At 62.1% G+C, this 15,196-nt stretch carries 14 protein-coding genes; 6 read left to right on the top strand and 8 right to left on the bottom strand.

All coding sequences use genetic code 11. The features are described 5' to 3' along the window. Window positions 1–34: 34 nt before the first annotated feature. Together ACFJIU_RS29580 and ACFJIU_RS29585 are read right to left on the bottom strand one after the other, a co-directional pair. Entirely contained in the window at window positions 35–1,117 is a 1,083-nt protein-coding gene (locus ACFJIU_RS29580) for a siderophore-interacting protein (RefSeq protein WP_379066019.1), read from the bottom strand. Window positions 1,118–1,283: 166 nt separating this feature from the next. Continuing rightward, window positions 1,284–2,225: a threonine/serine dehydratase gene (locus ACFJIU_RS29585; RefSeq protein ID WP_379066021.1), complete on the bottom strand. Its 942-nt coding sequence runs from the start codon at window positions 2,223–2,225 to the stop codon at window positions 1,284–1,286. A gap of 56 nt (window positions 2,226–2,281) precedes the next feature. Between ACFJIU_RS29585 and ACFJIU_RS29590 the strand changes: the two genes are divergently transcribed. Beyond that, window positions 2,282–2,584 carry an ArsR/SmtB family transcription factor gene (locus ACFJIU_RS29590; RefSeq protein ID WP_379066023.1) on the top strand — a complete coding sequence of 101 codons (303 nt, stop codon included), beginning with the start codon at window positions 2,282–2,284 and terminating at the stop codon, window positions 2,582–2,584. A gap of 150 nt (window positions 2,585–2,734) precedes the next feature. Here the strand turns inward: ACFJIU_RS29590 and ACFJIU_RS29595 are convergent, their stop codons facing one another. The 4 genes from ACFJIU_RS29595 to argH form a co-directional block, all read right to left on the bottom strand. After that, on the bottom strand, window positions 2,735–3,886 hold the full coding sequence (locus ACFJIU_RS29595; protein ID WP_379066025.1) for an epoxide hydrolase family protein: 1,152 nt from the start codon (window positions 3,884–3,886) through the stop codon (window positions 2,735–2,737). A 345-nt stretch (window positions 3,887–4,231) separates the two neighbouring features. After that, complete coding sequence (gene lysA, locus ACFJIU_RS29600; protein ID WP_379066027.1) at window positions 4,232–5,500, bottom strand: diaminopimelate decarboxylase; 1,269 nt, start codon at window positions 5,498–5,500, stop codon at window positions 4,232–4,234. Window positions 5,501–5,519: 19 nt separating this feature from the next. Continuing rightward, the gene (locus ACFJIU_RS29605; protein ID WP_054313747.1) at window positions 5,520–5,729 is read right to left on the bottom strand and encodes a hypothetical protein; all 210 of its coding nucleotides are present in this window, start codon (window positions 5,727–5,729) and stop codon (window positions 5,520–5,522) included. Window positions 5,730–5,797: 68 nt separating this feature from the next. Continuing rightward, window positions 5,798–7,198 carry an argininosuccinate lyase gene (gene argH / locus ACFJIU_RS29610; protein WP_379066029.1) on the bottom strand — a complete coding sequence of 467 codons (1,401 nt, stop codon included), beginning with the start codon at window positions 7,196–7,198 and terminating at the stop codon, window positions 5,798–5,800. A gap of 34 nt (window positions 7,199–7,232) precedes the next feature. Between argH and ACFJIU_RS29615 the strand changes: the two genes are divergently transcribed. The 5 genes from ACFJIU_RS29615 to ugpC all read left to right on the top strand — a co-directional run bounded on the left by ACFJIU_RS29615 (window position 7,233) and on the right by ugpC (window position 12,356). Beyond that, window positions 7,233–7,916, top strand: a complete 684-nt coding sequence (locus ACFJIU_RS29615; protein ID WP_379066031.1) for a TlpA disulfide reductase family protein — start codon at window positions 7,233–7,235, stop codon at window positions 7,914–7,916. Between the two features lie 166 nt (window positions 7,917–8,082). Next, window positions 8,083–9,393 (top strand): sn-glycerol-3-phosphate ABC transporter substrate-binding protein UgpB, encoded by a 1,311-nt coding sequence (gene ugpB / locus ACFJIU_RS29620; RefSeq protein ID WP_379066033.1) that lies wholly within the window; start codon window positions 8,083–8,085, stop codon window positions 9,391–9,393. Between the two features lie 109 nt (window positions 9,394–9,502). Then, a complete protein-coding gene (ugpA, locus tag ACFJIU_RS29625) occupies window positions 9,503–10,387 on the top strand; it encodes a sn-glycerol-3-phosphate ABC transporter permease UgpA (RefSeq protein WP_379066035.1) in 885 nt (294 codons plus the stop codon). Window positions 10,388–10,421: 34 nt separating this feature from the next. Beyond that, entirely contained in the window at window positions 10,422–11,270 is an 849-nt protein-coding gene (ugpE, locus tag ACFJIU_RS29630; RefSeq protein WP_379073269.1) for a sn-glycerol-3-phosphate ABC transporter permease UgpE, read from the top strand. Between the two features lie 6 nt (window positions 11,271–11,276). Then, window positions 11,277–12,356, top strand: coding sequence for a sn-glycerol-3-phosphate ABC transporter ATP-binding protein UgpC (gene ugpC / locus ACFJIU_RS29635; RefSeq protein WP_379066037.1), 1,080 nt, complete (start codon window positions 11,277–11,279; stop codon window positions 12,354–12,356). Between the two features lie 42 nt (window positions 12,357–12,398). Here the strand turns inward: ugpC and ACFJIU_RS29640 are convergent, their stop codons facing one another. Beyond that, window positions 12,399–13,484: an ABC transporter ATP-binding protein gene (locus ACFJIU_RS29640; protein WP_379066039.1), complete on the bottom strand. Its 1,086-nt coding sequence runs from the start codon at window positions 13,482–13,484 to the stop codon at window positions 12,399–12,401. Continuing rightward, entirely contained in the window at window positions 13,481–15,061 is a 1,581-nt protein-coding gene (locus ACFJIU_RS29645; RefSeq protein WP_379066041.1) for an ABC transporter permease, read from the bottom strand. Before ACFJIU_RS29645 ends, ACFJIU_RS29640 begins: the two co-directional genes overlap by 4 nt. Between the last annotated feature and the right edge of the window lie 135 nt (window positions 15,062–15,196).

Raw genomic sequence — 15,196 nt, forward strand, 5'->3', positions numbered from 1 at the left:
GGATTGGGGCGTTTTTGTGAAAAACGGAAACGCCCTAATCCTCGCCTCTCACGCCTTCCTCGCCCGAGGTTCCACGACGCCAATAGGCGACGATCAGCTGGCGATCCTTCTTCAGGCCCCATTCCTTGCGCACGATCCGGCGCAGTTCGCGGAAATCGCCGAATTCGCAGCCAGCCCAGACAAAGACGTCATCGGCTAAAGAAGCCTGGTCGATGTCCTTCAGCGTCTGCGACAGCAGATTGGCGGTGCCGGGTTCGCGGCCGTGCCGATAGAGCCAGGTGATGTTGATGTTGTCGCCTTCAGCCAGCGGCAAGGTGTCGGCTGGGCTGTCGACCTCGATGAAGACGTCCGCGCGGCTTTCCGGAGCGAGACCGTCCAGCATGCGCCCGATCGCCGGCAGCGCGGTGTCATCGCCGAAAAGCAGGAGGTTGCGCTGGTCGGATGCGTCTCCGCCGCCGGGGCCGATCAAACCGATGACTTCGCCGGGCCTTGCGTTGGCAGCGAAAGTCGCGGCCGGCGTGTTCTCGCCTTCATGCAGGACAAAGTCGACGTCGAACCACCCGGCAACAGGGTCGATGGCGCGGATTGTGTAGACGCGAACGGTCAGCGCATCGTCACCCGATGGCCAGACCATCAGGCCGTCGGTACCCAGCGTTGGCCAGACCGGCTTGCGGCCTCTGGGCGGCAGAAGCAGGCGCATGTGCAACCCGCCGCTGGCGAAGCGGGCGAGATTGTCACCGGTGAAACGCACCCTCTGCATATGCGTTGATATGCGGGTTGAGGACTGCACGGTGATTTCGCGGAAGAACACCGGCGTGCCGGTCTCGGCGCCGTCGCCGTTCCAGCGCAAGCCCCGGGTGCTGCCGAGATATTCGGCGATGTGACCGGCAACGACCATCTTCATGTAGGATAGACATGTCTCGTCCTCGGCGGAGACGCGGATCGATACACTGCGGTCCGCCAGGACGGCGCTCAGCGCGCCGTAGTGCGTCTGGAATTCCCATTGATGTTCGACACCGGTCTCGACCGCATATTCCTCATGCTCGGCATGGAATTTTTCCATCGCCATGCGGATGTTGTCGTCTTCGACCAGAGTTTCTGCAGTGAGTTGGCTCATGGGGCTGTCCATTCGAATGCGGCATGGATGTCGGGTTTGCAGGCCTGTTCCTCAGTCCGACAGGTTCCCCATGCCACAGTCGATGACAGGTTTCCAGTAAACTTGATGTTTTAAATCATGTTTATGATGATCTTGTCGCTGCGAACGTTGCTGACTTCTGGTCCGACTAGAACTGCACCGCAGTGGTGTTGGCACCGCAGACCAGTACCGCCACCCGCTCACCGGGGGCCGGTTGGTACTTACCCGAGAGCAGGGCGCCGAAGGCTGCAGCTCCGCCGGGTTCGGTCGCAACACGCACCGCATCCCACAAGGCCTTCTGTGCCGCCACGATGTCGTCGTCACTGACCAGGATCGAACGCTCGATGTAATTCTGGGCGATCGGGAACATCAGGGAACCGACGCGCTTCGGTGCCAGCGAGTCCGCTGCTATGCCCTCTGTCGGTGCATCGACGGGCTCTCCCGCTGCAAAAGCGTCGTGCAGCGTCGGTGATCCTTCAGGTTCGACGGCAACGACCCGCACGCGTCCGTCAAGCCAGGCAGCAATTCCACCAATCAGCCCGCCACCACCGACCGCAACCAACAGCGTGTCGATATCCGGCAGATCCTGTTCGATCTCGAGGCCGAGTGTGCCCTGGCCAAGCAGTGTCTCGATCTGCTCGAAGGCATGCACCGACATGGCACCAGTCCTGGCGACATGGGCTTCGCTGGCGGCGAGCGCATCGGCGTAGCGATCGCCGGCGATCACCAGCTCGGCACCATAACCGCGAATACGATCTGTCTTGGCTTTCGGCGACACGCTCGGCACGAAGATCGTCGCGGGAATGCCGAGACGCATGGCGGCATAGGCAACGGCAGCGCCGTGATTGCCGCCCGAAGCGGCGACCACGCCGGCTTTTGGAACATCGCGCTGCAGCAGGTTGGAGAAGGCGCCACGCGCCTTGAAGGAGCCGGAGTGCTGCAGGCATTCCAGCTTCAGCCGCACCGGAAAGGCGGTGCGGCCGAAATCGATCATGTCGACGGACAACACCGGCGTGCGCCTGATATGCGGCCTGATCAGCGCCTCGGTCCGGCTGATGCGTTCGGGCGTGATCTGCGTTGCGACTGACATGAGAAACTCCGACATTCGGCTGTTGACATCAATTAGTAACTTGGCAAAATGCCTAAATGCAAGAGGCTGAAATTTTCAAGGCGATCGCCAATCCGCGCCGGCTGCAAATCCTCGATTGGCTGAAGGATCCGGTGGCGCATTTCCCGCCGCAGGTGGACGGCGATCTGGTCGCGGATGGCGTCTGTGCTTTGCTGATCGCCGACAAGCTCGGCATCACGCCGGCCACGCTCAGCGAGCATATGCGCGTGCTTTCGCAATCAGGACTGGTGCGCTCCAAGCGCATCAAGCAATGGATTTTCTACCAGCGCGACGAAGACAGAATCGGCGCGGTCAAGGCCATGGTGCTGGAGAGCTTGTGAGGCTGGCAGCACCAGCCAATCCGGGCCGTATTCCGGCCGATCAGATCTTCTTAGGCCCGGCGCGCGCACCCGATGTGGTTCGATCCGCGTCCGAGTTTTCATCTGCATCTCCACCGGGAGAGTTCTCAGTCGGAAATCGACAGCGCACGGTCATGTGGTCGACTTCCGTGGGAATGAATCTTGAATATCGCGGACTAAAAGTTCGGGCTGTTCAAGCGCGGCGAAATGCCCACCCTTCGGCATATCTGTCCATCGACGCACATTAAATACACGCTCGACCCATGAACGCGGTGGAGTCGGCAGTTCCTTCGGGAAATGTGCGAACGACATCGGCACATCTACGCGTGAGACGCCCGGAAACGAAAAAGGCTGCAGCCGATTTTCCTTGTACATTCGAAGGGACGAGTCGATGGTGTTTCCAAACCAGTAGATCGAGACATTCGTCAGCAGCGCATCTGCAGATATCACCGTCTCGAGATCGCCGTCACAGTCGGACCAACTCGCAAATTTTTCGGCTATCCAGCCCAGCAAGCCGACGGGACTATCGGACAAGGCGAACGAAAGCGTCTGCGGTTTGGTCGCCTGCAGCAGCGAATAGGCACCTTCCACGCTCGCGAACATCGTCGCCCGATCCAGGAACTGCTGTTCTTCGCTTGTAATGGCCGGGTAGTCCGCCCCCAATGGCGGTCGAAAACTTCCGGGAATGTAATTCAGGTGAACCCCTTCGACGGAGCCCGGATAGAGAGCAGCAAGCCAGGCCGATACGCCCGCCCCGATATCGCCACCCTGCGCAAAATATCGCTCATAGCCAAGTTGAAGCATCAGCTTCTGCCAAAGTCCGGCAACCCGTCGGGCACTAAATCCAGGTTGCCTTGGCGCTGCTGAGAAGCCGAAGCCAGGAAGCGAGGGCACCACGACGTCAAATGCATTGAGCGGGTCACCTCCGTGTGAGCCCGGGTCCGTCAGCAGTGGTATTATTCTTTCGAACTCTACGAAGGAGCCTGGCCAGCCGTGCGTCAATATAAGGGGTCGCGCATTCGGTCCCGCGCCCTTCTTGTGGATGAAATGAATGTCTTGCCCGTCGATATCGATGGTGAATTGGGGCAGCTCGTTCAATTGCGCTTCCCGCGCGCGCCAATCAAACTCGTCCGACCAACGTGTTGCGAGCTTTTGAACGAGTGCGAGGCTCACCCCATCCTCGTCTCCGCTCTGAAATATCGAACCGGGCCAGCGCGCTTGGCGCACTCTTTTTTTAAGGTCCTCGATCTGTTCATCGGCGATACTGATCTGGAAGGGCTTCACGCAGCAATTCCTTCAATAGCCTGCCCGGCACTTGCAAATTCCGCTACGTTTCGGCGACTGTCGAAACGCTTGTCGCAGCCTCAAGGAATTGGTCTTCCATGGCCTGATCTGGTTGACGTGCACGTGGAATCTAAGCCGAACTCCGGCAGAAACGCCACTTGGGCTCCCTGTGAAGATCTTGCGAGCCACACTCGGCGAACATATGCGCGTGTTCGCAGTCAGGGCCGGTGCACCCCAAGCATATCAAGCAATGCATGTTCCATCGGCGCGACGAAGACAGGATCGGCGCCGTCAAGGCGATGGTGCTGGCGAGCCTGTGAAGACCCAATCCGACCTTCCGGCCGTTCAGGCCAGCCAATCCGGGATTGCATCCAGGCCGATCAGATCTTCATAAGTCCGGCGCGGGCGCACGACGGCAAAGCGATCGCCGTCGACCAGCACTTCCGGAACCAGAAGGCGGGTGTTGTAGGTGCTGGACTGGGTCGCGCCATAGGCTCCGGCCGTACCAATCGCAATCAGGTCGCCGCTTTTCGGCTTCGGCAGGTCGCGGTCATGACCCAGATAGTCGCCGGTTTCGCAGACCGGACCCACCACGTCGGCGCGGATGCGCGGCCCGTCGGCCGGCCCCAGTCGTACCGGGCGAATATCATGGTACGCGTCATAAAGCGTCGGGCGTATCAAGTCGTTCATCGCCGCGTCGATAATGACGAAATTCTTGGCTTCGCCCTCCTTGAGGTAGATCACCTCGGCCACCAGGATGCCGGCGTTGCCGACGATCAGCCGGCCCGGCTCGAAGATCACCTTCAGCCCCAGTCCGCCGACATGCTTCTTCACGATGCCTGCATAGGCATCCGGCAATGGCGGTGGGTTGTTGTCGGTCTTGTAAGGGATGCCCAGGCCGCCGCCGAGATCGATGTGCTCGATGGCATGACCATCGGCGCGCAGCGTCATGGCGAGTTCGGCGAGCAGCCGATAGGCATCGTCGAAAGGTTGCAGTTCGGTGATCTGGCTGCCGATATGGGTATCGATGCCGATTGCCTTGATGCCCGGCAACTCGGCCATGCGCTTATAGACCTCGCGGGCCCGCTGCCATGGCACGCCGAACTTGTTTTCGGCCTTGCCGGTGGAGATCTTCTTGTGTGTCCTGGCGTCGACATCCGGATTGACGCGCAGCGACACCGGCGCTGTCTTTCCCGCCGCCACGGCGCGCGCCGACAGCAGTTCGAGCTCCGGCTCGGATTCGACATTGAAGCAGTGAATGCCGGCGGCGAGTGCAAAATCCATCTCGCGCGCCGTCTTGCCGACGCCGGAAAAGACTATCCTGTCGGCTGGAATGCCCGCCGCGAGCGCGCGGCGCAATTCCCCTTCCGAAACCACGTCGGCGCCGGCACCGAGCTTGGCCAGCGTGCGCAGCACCGCCTGGTTGGAATTCGCCTTCGGCGAGTAGCAAACCAGCGCGTCGAGTTCGGCGAAGGCTTCGGAGAAGACCCGGAAATGGCGTGTCAGCGTCGCCGTCGAATAGCAATAGAACGGCGTGCCCACAGCTGCCGCGATTGCAGGTATTGCCACGTCCTCGGCATGCAGGATGCCGTCGCGATATTCGAAATGGTTCACGGGAGGATCGTCCGGAAGGCTACTGGATCAGCTTGTCGAGAATGAACGGCTTGTCCGTTTCCGGTTTCGTCGGCTCCGGCGGCAAGGGCTGCTTGGCCTTGGCGGCGTCCTTGCGCGCCTGTACGGCGGCTTCGTAGGGCGTATCGAGCCCGGCGCGACGTCCGCAAGCCGTCACTGCCGTCACCGCCGCCAGAACCGTCAGCGTCACCAGTATCCTGCCTGCCGTCATCGTTGCTTCCGTTCGTGCGTTTCGAGCTGTCGCTTGTAGCCGAGTTTGTCAGGCATTGCACCCCGGCATCAGGCCTTGGCGAGGCGCTTTTTCCAGTAACGAATCTGTTTGCGCACTTCCGATGGCGCGGTGCCGCCGAACGAGGTGCGGCTCTTGACCGAATTCTGCACCGACAGCACCGAGAAGATGTCCTGAGTGATGCCGCCGTGGATCGACTGCAAATCTTCAAGCGTCAGTCTTTCCAGGCCGACCTTGTTGGCTTCGGCAAGCGCCACCGCACGGCCGGTGACATGATGCGCTTCACGGAACGGCAGGCCGAGCGTGCGCACCAGCCAGTCGGCGAGGTCGGTGGCGGTTGAATAGCCGGAGCCGGCAGCCTTCTTCATCGCGGCCACGTTGATGGTCATGTCGCCGACCATGCCGGTCATGGCGGCCAGCATCAGGTCGAGGGTTTCGGCGGCGTCGAAGACGGCTTCCTTGTCTTCCTGCATGTCCTTGGAATAGGTCAGCGGCAGGCCTTTCATGACGGTGAGCAGGCCGATGAGATGGCCGTTGACGCGGCCGGTCTTGGCGCGCACCAGTTCGGCCGCATCCGGGTTCTTCTTCTGTGGCATGATCGAAGAGCCGGTCGAGAAGGAGTCCGACAGGCGTACGAAGCCGAATTGCGGCGTCGACCAGATGACGATCTCCTCGGCCAGACGCGACAGATGAGTCGCCGAGATCGCCGCCACGGACAGGAATTCCAGCGCGTAGTCGCGGTCGGAAACGCTGTCGAGCGAATTGCGGGTCGGTTCACGGAAACCAAGCGCCCTGGCTGTCTTGTGGCGGTCGATCGGGAAGCCGGTACCGGCAAGGGCCGCCGCACCCAGCGGGCTCTCGTCCATGCGCTCGATGGCGTCGCGCACGCGCGACAGGTCGCGGGCAAACATTTCGACATAGGCAAGGCAGTGATGGCCGAAGGTCACCGGTTGTGCGGTTTGCAGGTGGGTGAAGCCCGGCATCACGGTGGCGGCATGTTCCTCGGCACGCACCAGGAAAGCGGTGATCAGTCCCTTCAGGGCTTCCGCCACACGATGGAATTCATCCTTGACCCAGAGCCGGAAATCGAGGGCGACCTGGTCGTTGCGGGAACGCGCAGTGTGCAGCCGACCGGCCGCAGGTCCGATCAGCTCGGCAAGACGCGCTTCGACATTCATGTGGATGTCTTCCAGCCGGGTCGAGAACTCGAACTGGCCGGTTTCGATCTCTTTCAAAATCGTGTTCAGCCCGTGAGCGATCTTGTGTTGATCGTCCGTCGAAATAATGCCTGTTTCGGCCAGCATCTCGCTGTGGGCGAGCGAGCCGCGGATGTCCTGTCCGTAAAGCTTGCGATCGAACGAGATGGATGCGTTGATCGCTTCCATGATCGCGGCCGGGCCCGAGGCAAATCGTCCGCCCCACATCTGGTTGCTGGCCTTCTTGTCGCTCATCGCTATAACCCGTTTCCCGGAGACATCTTTAGACATGGCAGACGGCAAGAAATTCTTTCCCGCCCCACGGCTGATCCTGGCAGCAATCGTCGCCGGCGTGCTGGCCGGTGCGGTCGCGGTATATGTCAGGCAGAGCGGGTCTGGCAACAATGAGCCGGGTTCCGTTGCAATCGCTTCGGCGGGCAAGGATGACACGGTCTGCACCGCCAAGGCCGAGCGCGCCAAGAAGGTGGCTGCAGCGGCGACGGGCCAGGTTGCGGCCCTCCTGCCGGCCGATCCGCCGCAGTCCCTGAAGACGCTCGCCTTCAACGGCCCTGACGGCAAGCCGATGACGCTGGCCGACCGGGCCGGCAAGACCGTTCTGGTCAACCTCTGGGCGACCTGGTGCGCGCCGTGCCGTGCCGAAATGCCGGCGCTCGATGCGCTGCAGAAGGAGAAGGGCTCGGACAAGTTCGAAGTGATGACGGTCAATGTCGACACCGGCGACGATGCCAAGCCGAAGGCCTTCCTCGACGAGATCGGCGTGAAGTCGCTGGCGCACTACCGCGACGCGTCGATGGGCGTGTTCAACGACCTTAAGAAACGCGGGCTGGCGCTTGGCCTGCCGGTCACGCTTCTGGTCGACGGTGAGGGTTGTCTGATCGGCCACATGAACGGTCCGGCCGAGTGGGCAGGAGACGATGCCAAGCGGCTGATGGATGCGGCGCTGGCCAACTAAGAAGCCAGCTGCCGGCTAACGGTTCTCGCGCAATTCGAAAGCCAGTCGCAAGCGAAACGCTGCTACGATAGTCGCACTCGAAACAAAAACGTTGTCGGCTCAACGTATTCGCCCCATACTCCCGTCGTGGACGTTCACGTTCGCCAATGGATAACGGGAGAGAGACATGACGTTTCGCGGTCTTGCGGCCGGGGTCGCCGCTACATTCGTCCTTGGTGCCACAAGCTCGGCCTTTGCCGTCACGCAGATCAGCTGGTGGCATGCGATGACCGGCGCCAACGCCGAAGTCGTCGACAAGATCGCCAAGGACTTCAACGCCAGCCAGAAGGACTACGAAATCGTCCCGGTGTTCAAGGGCACCTATCCGGAAGCGTTGAACGCCGGCATTGCCGCGTTCCGTGCGAAGCAGGCTCCCGATATCCTGCAGGTGTTCGATGTCGGCACCGGTGTGATGATGGCTGCGGAAGGCGCGGTAAAGCCGGTGGCGGATGTTTTGACCGAATCCGGCGCGCAATTCGACAAGGCCCAGTATCTGCCGGGGATCGTCGCCTACTATTCGAAGCCGGACGGCACGATGCTGTCCTTCCCCTACAATTCCTCCTCGCCGATCCTTTATTACAACAAGGATATTTTCCAGAAGGCGGGGCTGGACGTGAGCAAGCCGCCGAAAACCTGGAACGAGGTCTGGGAGGCTGCCAGGAAGATCAAGTCGAGCGGTGCCGCTGCCTGCGGCTACACCTCGACCTGGCTGACCTGGATCCATACCGAGAATTTCGCGGCCTGGAACAATGTCTCATGGGCGACGCAGCAGAACGGTCTTGCCGGCGGTGACGTCGAACTGAAAATCAATGCACCGATCTACGTCAACCATTTCCAGGCGCTGGCCGATCTCGCCAAGGACGGCACCTTCAAATATGGCGGCCGCACCTCGGAAGCCAAGCAGCTCTTCCTTGCCGGCGAATGCGGAATTCTCACGGAATCCTCCGGTGGTCTCGGCGACATCGTCAAATCGGGCATGAACTATGGCATCGGCCAGTTGCCCTATGACAGCGATGCGCCCGGCGCACCGCAGAACACCACGCCGGGCGGCGCCAGCCTGTGGGTTTTCGGCGGCAAGTCCGAGGAACAGTACAAGGGTGTGGCCGCCTTCTTCACCTATCTGTCGAAGACCGAAGTGCAGGAGTTCCTGCACCAGAAATCCGGTTATCTGCCGGTGACGCTGGCTGCCTACGAGGCGACCAAGAAGTCGGATTTCTACGAAAAGAATCCCGGTCGCGAGACGCCGATCCTGCAGATGATGGGCAAGGCGCCGACCGACAATTCCAAGGGTGTCCGCTTGCCCAACCTGCCGCAGGTGCGCGATATCCAGAACGAGGAATATGAGAAGATGCTGGCCGGTCAGCAGACCGCGCAGCAGGCGCTCGACAATGCCGTCTCGCGCGGCAACGCCGCCATCAAGGAAGCGCTCGGGAACTGACACGCTTGAAGCGCCCAGTCCCTCGTTCGCTCATCTCCATCGGCTCGCTTCTCCACCGCGCTTCCTGGCCGGTGGAGATACAACGGGCGTTTGAAGCGCGCGGTGGCGCATGACCCCCCGCGTCGTCTTTCCCAACAGGGTGCTGCCTTATCTTCTGGTGGCACCGCAGCTGGCGATCACGCTGATCTTCTTCTATTGGCCGGCGGCGCAGGCGCTGTACCAATCGATGCTGAAGGAGGATCCTTTCGGCCTGAAATCGAAATTCGTCTGGTTTGACAATTTCAAGAAGGTGCTGGCCGACCCGAACTATCTGCACTCGATCAAGGTCACCGTGGTCTTCTCCGTGGCCACGGCTGCGGTTGCCATGGTCGTGGCTCTCCTGCTGGCGGTCATGGCCGAGAAGGTGGTGCGCAGCAAAGGTTTCTATCGTACGCTTCTGATCTGGCCCTACGCAGTAGCTCCGGCGATTGCCGGCATGTTGTTTCTCTTCCTGTTCAATCCGTCGATCGGTTCGCTGGCGATCCTGCTGCGCAAGATGGGTATCGCCTGGGATCCGGTGCTCAACGGCACCGACGCGATGATCCTGCTGGTCGCCGCCGCCGCCTGGAAACAGATCAGCTACAACTTCCTGTTCTTCGTCGCCGGGCTGCAGGCGATCCCCAAAACGTTGATCGAAGCCGCCGCGATCGACGGCGCCAGGGAGACGAAACGTTTCTGGACGATCGTCTTCCCGCTGCTCGCGCCGACCACCTTCTTCCTGCTGGTCATCAACACCACCTATGCCTTCTTCGACACGTTCGGCATCGTGCACGCCGTCACCGGCGGCGGGCCGGGCAAGGCGACTGAGACACTGGTCTACAAGGTCTACAATGACGGCTTCGTCAATCTGATCCTTGGCTCCTCCGCCGCACAGTCGGTCATCCTGATGATCCTCGTCATTGCACTTACCGCCATCCAGTTCCGCTATGTGGAGAGGAAGGTGCATTATGGCTGAGCCGAAAGCGCCCGTGAGCGGGCACGACAAGCTGATGATCGGCCAGTCGGCGCGCGGCATCTATCTCGCCCATGCCATCCTGATCCTCGGCCTGGTGATCGTCGCCTTTCCGATCTACTACACCTTCGTCGCGTCCACGCAGACATTGCAGACGATCCTCAGGCCGCCGCTGCCACTCGTTCCCGGCGGCGAGTTCTGGAACAACTATAGTGAAGCGCTGTTCGGCGGCGCCGGGCGTATCGGGGGTGTCGGCGCGGGCACACTGCTGTGGAACACGACGGTGATGGCGCTGGGCATCGCGATCGGCAAGATCGTGATCTCTATCCTGTCGGCCTATGCCATCGTGTTCTTCCGGTTTCCATTCCGGATGGCGATCTTCTGGCTGATCTTCATCACGCTCATGCTGCCGGTCGAAGTCCGCATCCTGCCGACCTATAAGGTCATGGTCGATCTCGGCCTGATCGACACCTATGCCGGTCTGATCATTCCCCTGATTGCCTCTGCGACGGCAACGCTGCTGTTCCGGCAGTTCTTCATGACCATTCCGGGTGAGCTGGTCGAGGCGGCACGAGTCGACGGCGCGGGTCCGTGGCGCTTCTTCTTCGATATCCTCCTGCCGCTATCGCGCACCAACATAGCGGCGCTGTTCGTCATCCTCTTCATCTATGGCTGGACGCAGTATCTGTGGCCGCTGCTGGTCACCAACCGCAACGACATGACCACCATCGTCATCGCGCTGAAGAAGATGGTGTCGTTTGCGGATGCAGATACGCAATGGCATCTGGTGATGGTGACGGCGATCCTTGCCATCGTGCCGCCGATCCTGGTTGTCGTGCTGATGCAGCGCTGGTTCGTGCGCGGTCTCGTCGATACGGAGAAATGAGAATAGATGGCGACAGTTGACCTGAAGGATGTGCGCAAGGTCTACCCCGGCGGGGTAGAGGCGGTGAAGGGCGTGTCGATCGCCATACCCGACAAGGAGCTTTGCGTGCTGGTCGGTCCGTCCGGCTGCGGCAAGTCCACGCTGCTGCGCATGATCGCCGGCCTGGAGACGATCTCGTCAGGCACCTGCGCCATCGACGGCAAGGTGGTCAATGCGGTCGGGCCTACCGAGCGCGACATCGCCATGGTGTTCCAGAACTATGCGCTCTATCCGCACATGAAGGTCTACGACAACATGGCCTACGGCCTGCGCAATCGCGGCACGCCGAAGGACGAGATCGATTCGCGGGTGCGCTCGACCGCCAAGGTGCTGGAATTGTCGCATCTGCTCGACAGGCGGCCGCGGGAGCTTTCCGGCGGCCAGCGCCAGCGCGTTGCCATGGGGCGCGCCATCGTGCGCAATCCGAAAGTATTCCTGTTCGACGAACCGCTTTCCAATCTGGACGCCAAGCTGCGCGGACAGATGCGCGTCGAGATCAAGAACCTGCAGCGATCGCTGGGCGTCACCTCGGTCTATGTCACACATGACCAGCTTGAAGCGATGACGTTGGCCGATATCCTTGTGGTCATGAACGCCGGGCTTGTCGAACAGATGGGCGCGCCGCTGGACATCTACGAGAAACCGGCCTCGACTTTCGTTGCGTCCTTCATCGGCGCACCGCCGATGAACCTGCTCGCCATCGCCGCCAAACCGGACAGCCCTGCCGACACGGCGGAAAGGGTTTTTGCCAATGGCACGGGCCTGGGTATAGCGGCGCCGGCGCACGCAGCAACTCTGGGTTTCCGGCCGGAAGATGCCGATGTCCTCGGGGAAGGAGCGAAGCCGTCCGGTTCCCTCAAACTGTCGGCCATCGTCGAAGCGGTCGAGCCGGTGGGTGCCGAAAGCTTCCTTTATTGCGCCGCCGCTGGTGGCCGAATCGTCGTCAGGGTAGCGGGTCGTGCCGCCGCCAGGCCGGGTGACGGCCTCGAAGTCCTGGTACCGGCCACCAGGCTGCACTGGTTCGACGGTGTGGGAAAGCGAGTCTAAAACCTGCGCTAACCGGTCGAGCAGAAGCTTGCCCGGCTGTTCTCAGCTGAAGACGTGCGCCTTGCCGACGATGCTGATGCGGACGATGTCGCCTACCGATGGTGCATCGACGCCGGGTTTCTTCAGGATCAGCGGCGTCGAACCGATGGCGGCGGCTTCGGGCGGATCGGGAGTGTTGAGCAGCTTGATGGCGACGGCGCATGCGGCACCGCCGAATTCGGATTCGGTCACTTCACCGAAGAGTACACCCGGCTTGGCGGCAGCCAGTTCCGCGCGCGTCGCAGCGGCAAGCAGAACTTGCTCGGGCCGCAGCATGATGCGGGCGACCTCGCGTCTTTCCCTGCCGTCTACCGCAATGCGGCCAAGCGTGGATTCGGCATAGCCGTTGGCGATCTTCGCCGATAGCACGATGGCGTCGCCGAGGAATTCCGCGATCATGCGGTCCTTGGGCCTGAGATAGAGGTCCCGCGGCGTACCGATCTGCGAGAAGCGGCCCTCGCGCATGACGGCAACCTGGTCGGCGAAGGAGAGGGCTTCGGCCTGGTCATGCGTGACCAGGATGGTGGTGATGCCGGCGCTTTCCAGCATCTCGGCCACTGCCTTGCGCATGGAGGCGCGCAGGCCGGTGTCCAGCGCCGAGAAAGGTTCATCGAGCAGCATCAGCCGCGGCTTCATCGCCATCGCGCGAGCCAGTGCAACGCGCTGCTGCTGTCCACCCGAAAGCTGGTGCGGCCGACGCGTCAGAACGCTTTTGTCCAGCCCGACGATGTAAGACAGCTCAGCGATGCGCTCGTCGCGCCGGGGTTCCTTGCGGTCGAGGCCGAAGCCGATATTGCCGGCGATGGTAAGATGCGGGAACAGGGCACCATCCTGCGCCACCAGGCCGATCCCGCGCAGATGCGCCGGCACGCTGGTACCACCATTGGCGAGCAGCTTGCCGTCGAGCGTGATGCGGCCGCCATCCGGCGCCTCAAAGCCGGCGATGAGGCGCAGCAATGTGGTCTTGCCGCAGCCGGAAGGACCGACGATAGCGGTGCGGCTGCCGGCTGCGACGGCAAGATCGATGCCGGCAACGGCCGCGACCGGGCCGTAGTTCTTCGACAGTGAGGCGATTTCCAGGAAACTCATTGGCCGGCCATTCGCTTCGACTGCACATACAGCAGCCAGGTAAGGGGCAGCGACATCAACACCATGATCGCCGCATAGGGTGCGGCTGCCGCATAGTCGATCTCACCGCTGTAGTTCCAGAAGGCCATCGCCAGCGTGCGCGTGCCATTGGGGGCCAGCATCTGGGTGGCGGTCAACTCGTTCATGATGCCAAGCGCCACCAGCGCCATGCCGGCGGCGGCACCCGGCGCCGACAGACGAATGGTCGTCGCCCAGAGCGCCTTCAACGGTGAGCGGCCCAGGCTGCCCGCAGCACGTTCCAGTTCCACCGGCGCCTGCGCGATCGAGGCGCGCAGCGATACCAGCGCGCGCGGCAGGAACATCAGCACATAAGCGAACAGGATGGTGGCAAGCGTCTGGTAGAGCGGCTGGACGACGCGCACCGCGATGGTGACCAGCGCCAATGCAACCACAACGCCGGGCAGTGCTCCGACCACATAGTTGCAGCCCTCCAGGATGCGCTGCACGCGGCCTGGAGCGCGGATGGACAGCCAGGCCATTGGCGTCGCGGCGATGGTCGCCAGCACACCCCCCGCAACGGCCAGGAACAAGGTCTGGCCGAGTGCCAGGCCGATCTCGTCCATGCGCCAGACGGCGCTGCCGCCGGCGATGAGCCAGCGGCCAATGGTCAGGAAAGGCACACCGATGGCCAGCAGCGTGATGACGATCGGCAAGGCCAGGCAAGGCAATGTAGCGCGGCCGAGGGCCATGCGCGGCTTCAGGCGAGCGGCACCGGAACCGACACGGGCATAGCGCTCCTCACCCCGTACCAGCACCTCAAGCGTCAGCAGCACGAGGCAGCAGGCGACGAGGACGCCGGCCAGCATGTTGGCGGCGGGGCCGTTGAAGGTCGACTGGAACTGGTCGACGATCGCGGTTGTGAAGGTGTCGAAACGGACAAATACGTAGAGGCCGTATTCGGCAAGCAGATGCAGCCCCACCAGCAGCGCGCCGCCGCAGAGTGCCAGGCGCAGTTGCGGCAGCACCACCCGGAGGAACACACGCCAGGGGCTGAGGCCCAAGGAAGCGGCGGCATCTTCCAAAGCAGGGTCGAGACGGCGGAAGGCGGCCGAAACCGGCAAGTAGAGGAAGGGGAAATAGGCGATCACCGAAACCCAGACCCCGGCGAAGAGGCCATTGAGATCCGGCCAGAAGGTGATCCAGGCGTAGGAATGCACAAAGGCCGGTACCGCCAGCGGTGCGACGGCAAGCCACGACCACAGGCGGGCGCCGGGTAGATCGCTGCGCTCCGTCAACCAGGCAAGCGCCACTGAAAGCACCGCGCAAATCGGCACAGCCAGCACGACGAGGAGAACGGTGTTGACCAGCAGTTCGCCGACGCGAGGCCTGAACACCAGCTGTACGACTGTCGTCCAGCCAGTCTGGATGGCGATGAAGATCACAAAGGCAAGCGGCAGCAAAGCCAGAATGGAGATGATGATCGCAGTCAGCGTGATCAGCGGAAAGGAGCGGGCAGGGGCTCGCCGTCCAGACGAGCGGGCCGGCGCGTCGGTCTGCGCGAGTTCGCCCGACGCCATCAAATCACCCGTGCTGTCCCGCCATGCGGCGGGCCTGGATGAAGGGAAGGGCTACGGGCTGCTTGGCCATCGGGGGAGTTGGTCTCTGAAACGAAATGCTCCCGCGGAAACCGCGGGAGCGTTGTCTATGCGGTC

This window comes from Mesorhizobium sp. UC74_2, from assembly GCF_042701485.1.
Classification (GTDB): domain Bacteria; phylum Pseudomonadota; class Alphaproteobacteria; order Rhizobiales; family Rhizobiaceae; genus Mesorhizobium.

Excerpts from the sequence above, each read along its gene's own strand:
- ACFJIU_RS29580 (WP_379066019.1), bottom strand. The coding sequence starts at position 1,117 with ATGAGCCAACTCACTGCAGAAACTCTGGTCGAAGACGACAACATCCGC.
- ACFJIU_RS29585 (WP_379066021.1), bottom strand. The coding sequence starts at position 2,225 with ATGTCAGTCGCAACGCAGATCACGCCCGAACGCATCAGCCGGACCGAG.
- ACFJIU_RS29590 (WP_379066023.1), top strand. The coding sequence starts at position 2,282 with ATGCAAGAGGCTGAAATTTTCAAGGCGATCGCCAATCCGCGCCGGCTG.
- ACFJIU_RS29605 (WP_054313747.1), bottom strand. The coding sequence starts at position 5,729 with ATGACGGCAGGCAGGATACTGGTGACGCTGACGGTTCTGGCGGCGGTG.
- argH (WP_379066029.1), bottom strand. The coding sequence starts at position 7,198 with ATGAGCGACAAGAAGGCCAGCAACCAGATGTGGGGCGGACGATTTGCC.
- ACFJIU_RS29615 (WP_379066031.1), top strand. The coding sequence starts at position 7,233 with ATGGCAGACGGCAAGAAATTCTTTCCCGCCCCACGGCTGATCCTGGCA.
- ugpB (WP_379066033.1), top strand. The coding sequence starts at position 8,083 with ATGACGTTTCGCGGTCTTGCGGCCGGGGTCGCCGCTACATTCGTCCTT.
- ugpA (WP_379066035.1), top strand. The coding sequence starts at position 9,503 with ATGACCCCCCGCGTCGTCTTTCCCAACAGGGTGCTGCCTTATCTTCTG.
- ugpE (WP_379073269.1), top strand. The coding sequence starts at position 10,422 with ATGATCGGCCAGTCGGCGCGCGGCATCTATCTCGCCCATGCCATCCTG.
- ugpC (WP_379066037.1), top strand. The coding sequence starts at position 11,277 with ATGGCGACAGTTGACCTGAAGGATGTGCGCAAGGTCTACCCCGGCGGG.
- ACFJIU_RS29640 (WP_379066039.1), bottom strand. The coding sequence starts at position 13,484 with ATGAGTTTCCTGGAAATCGCCTCACTGTCGAAGAACTACGGCCCGGTC.
- ACFJIU_RS29645 (WP_379066041.1), bottom strand. The coding sequence starts at position 15,061 with ATGGCGTCGGGCGAACTCGCGCAGACCGACGCGCCGGCCCGCTCGTCT.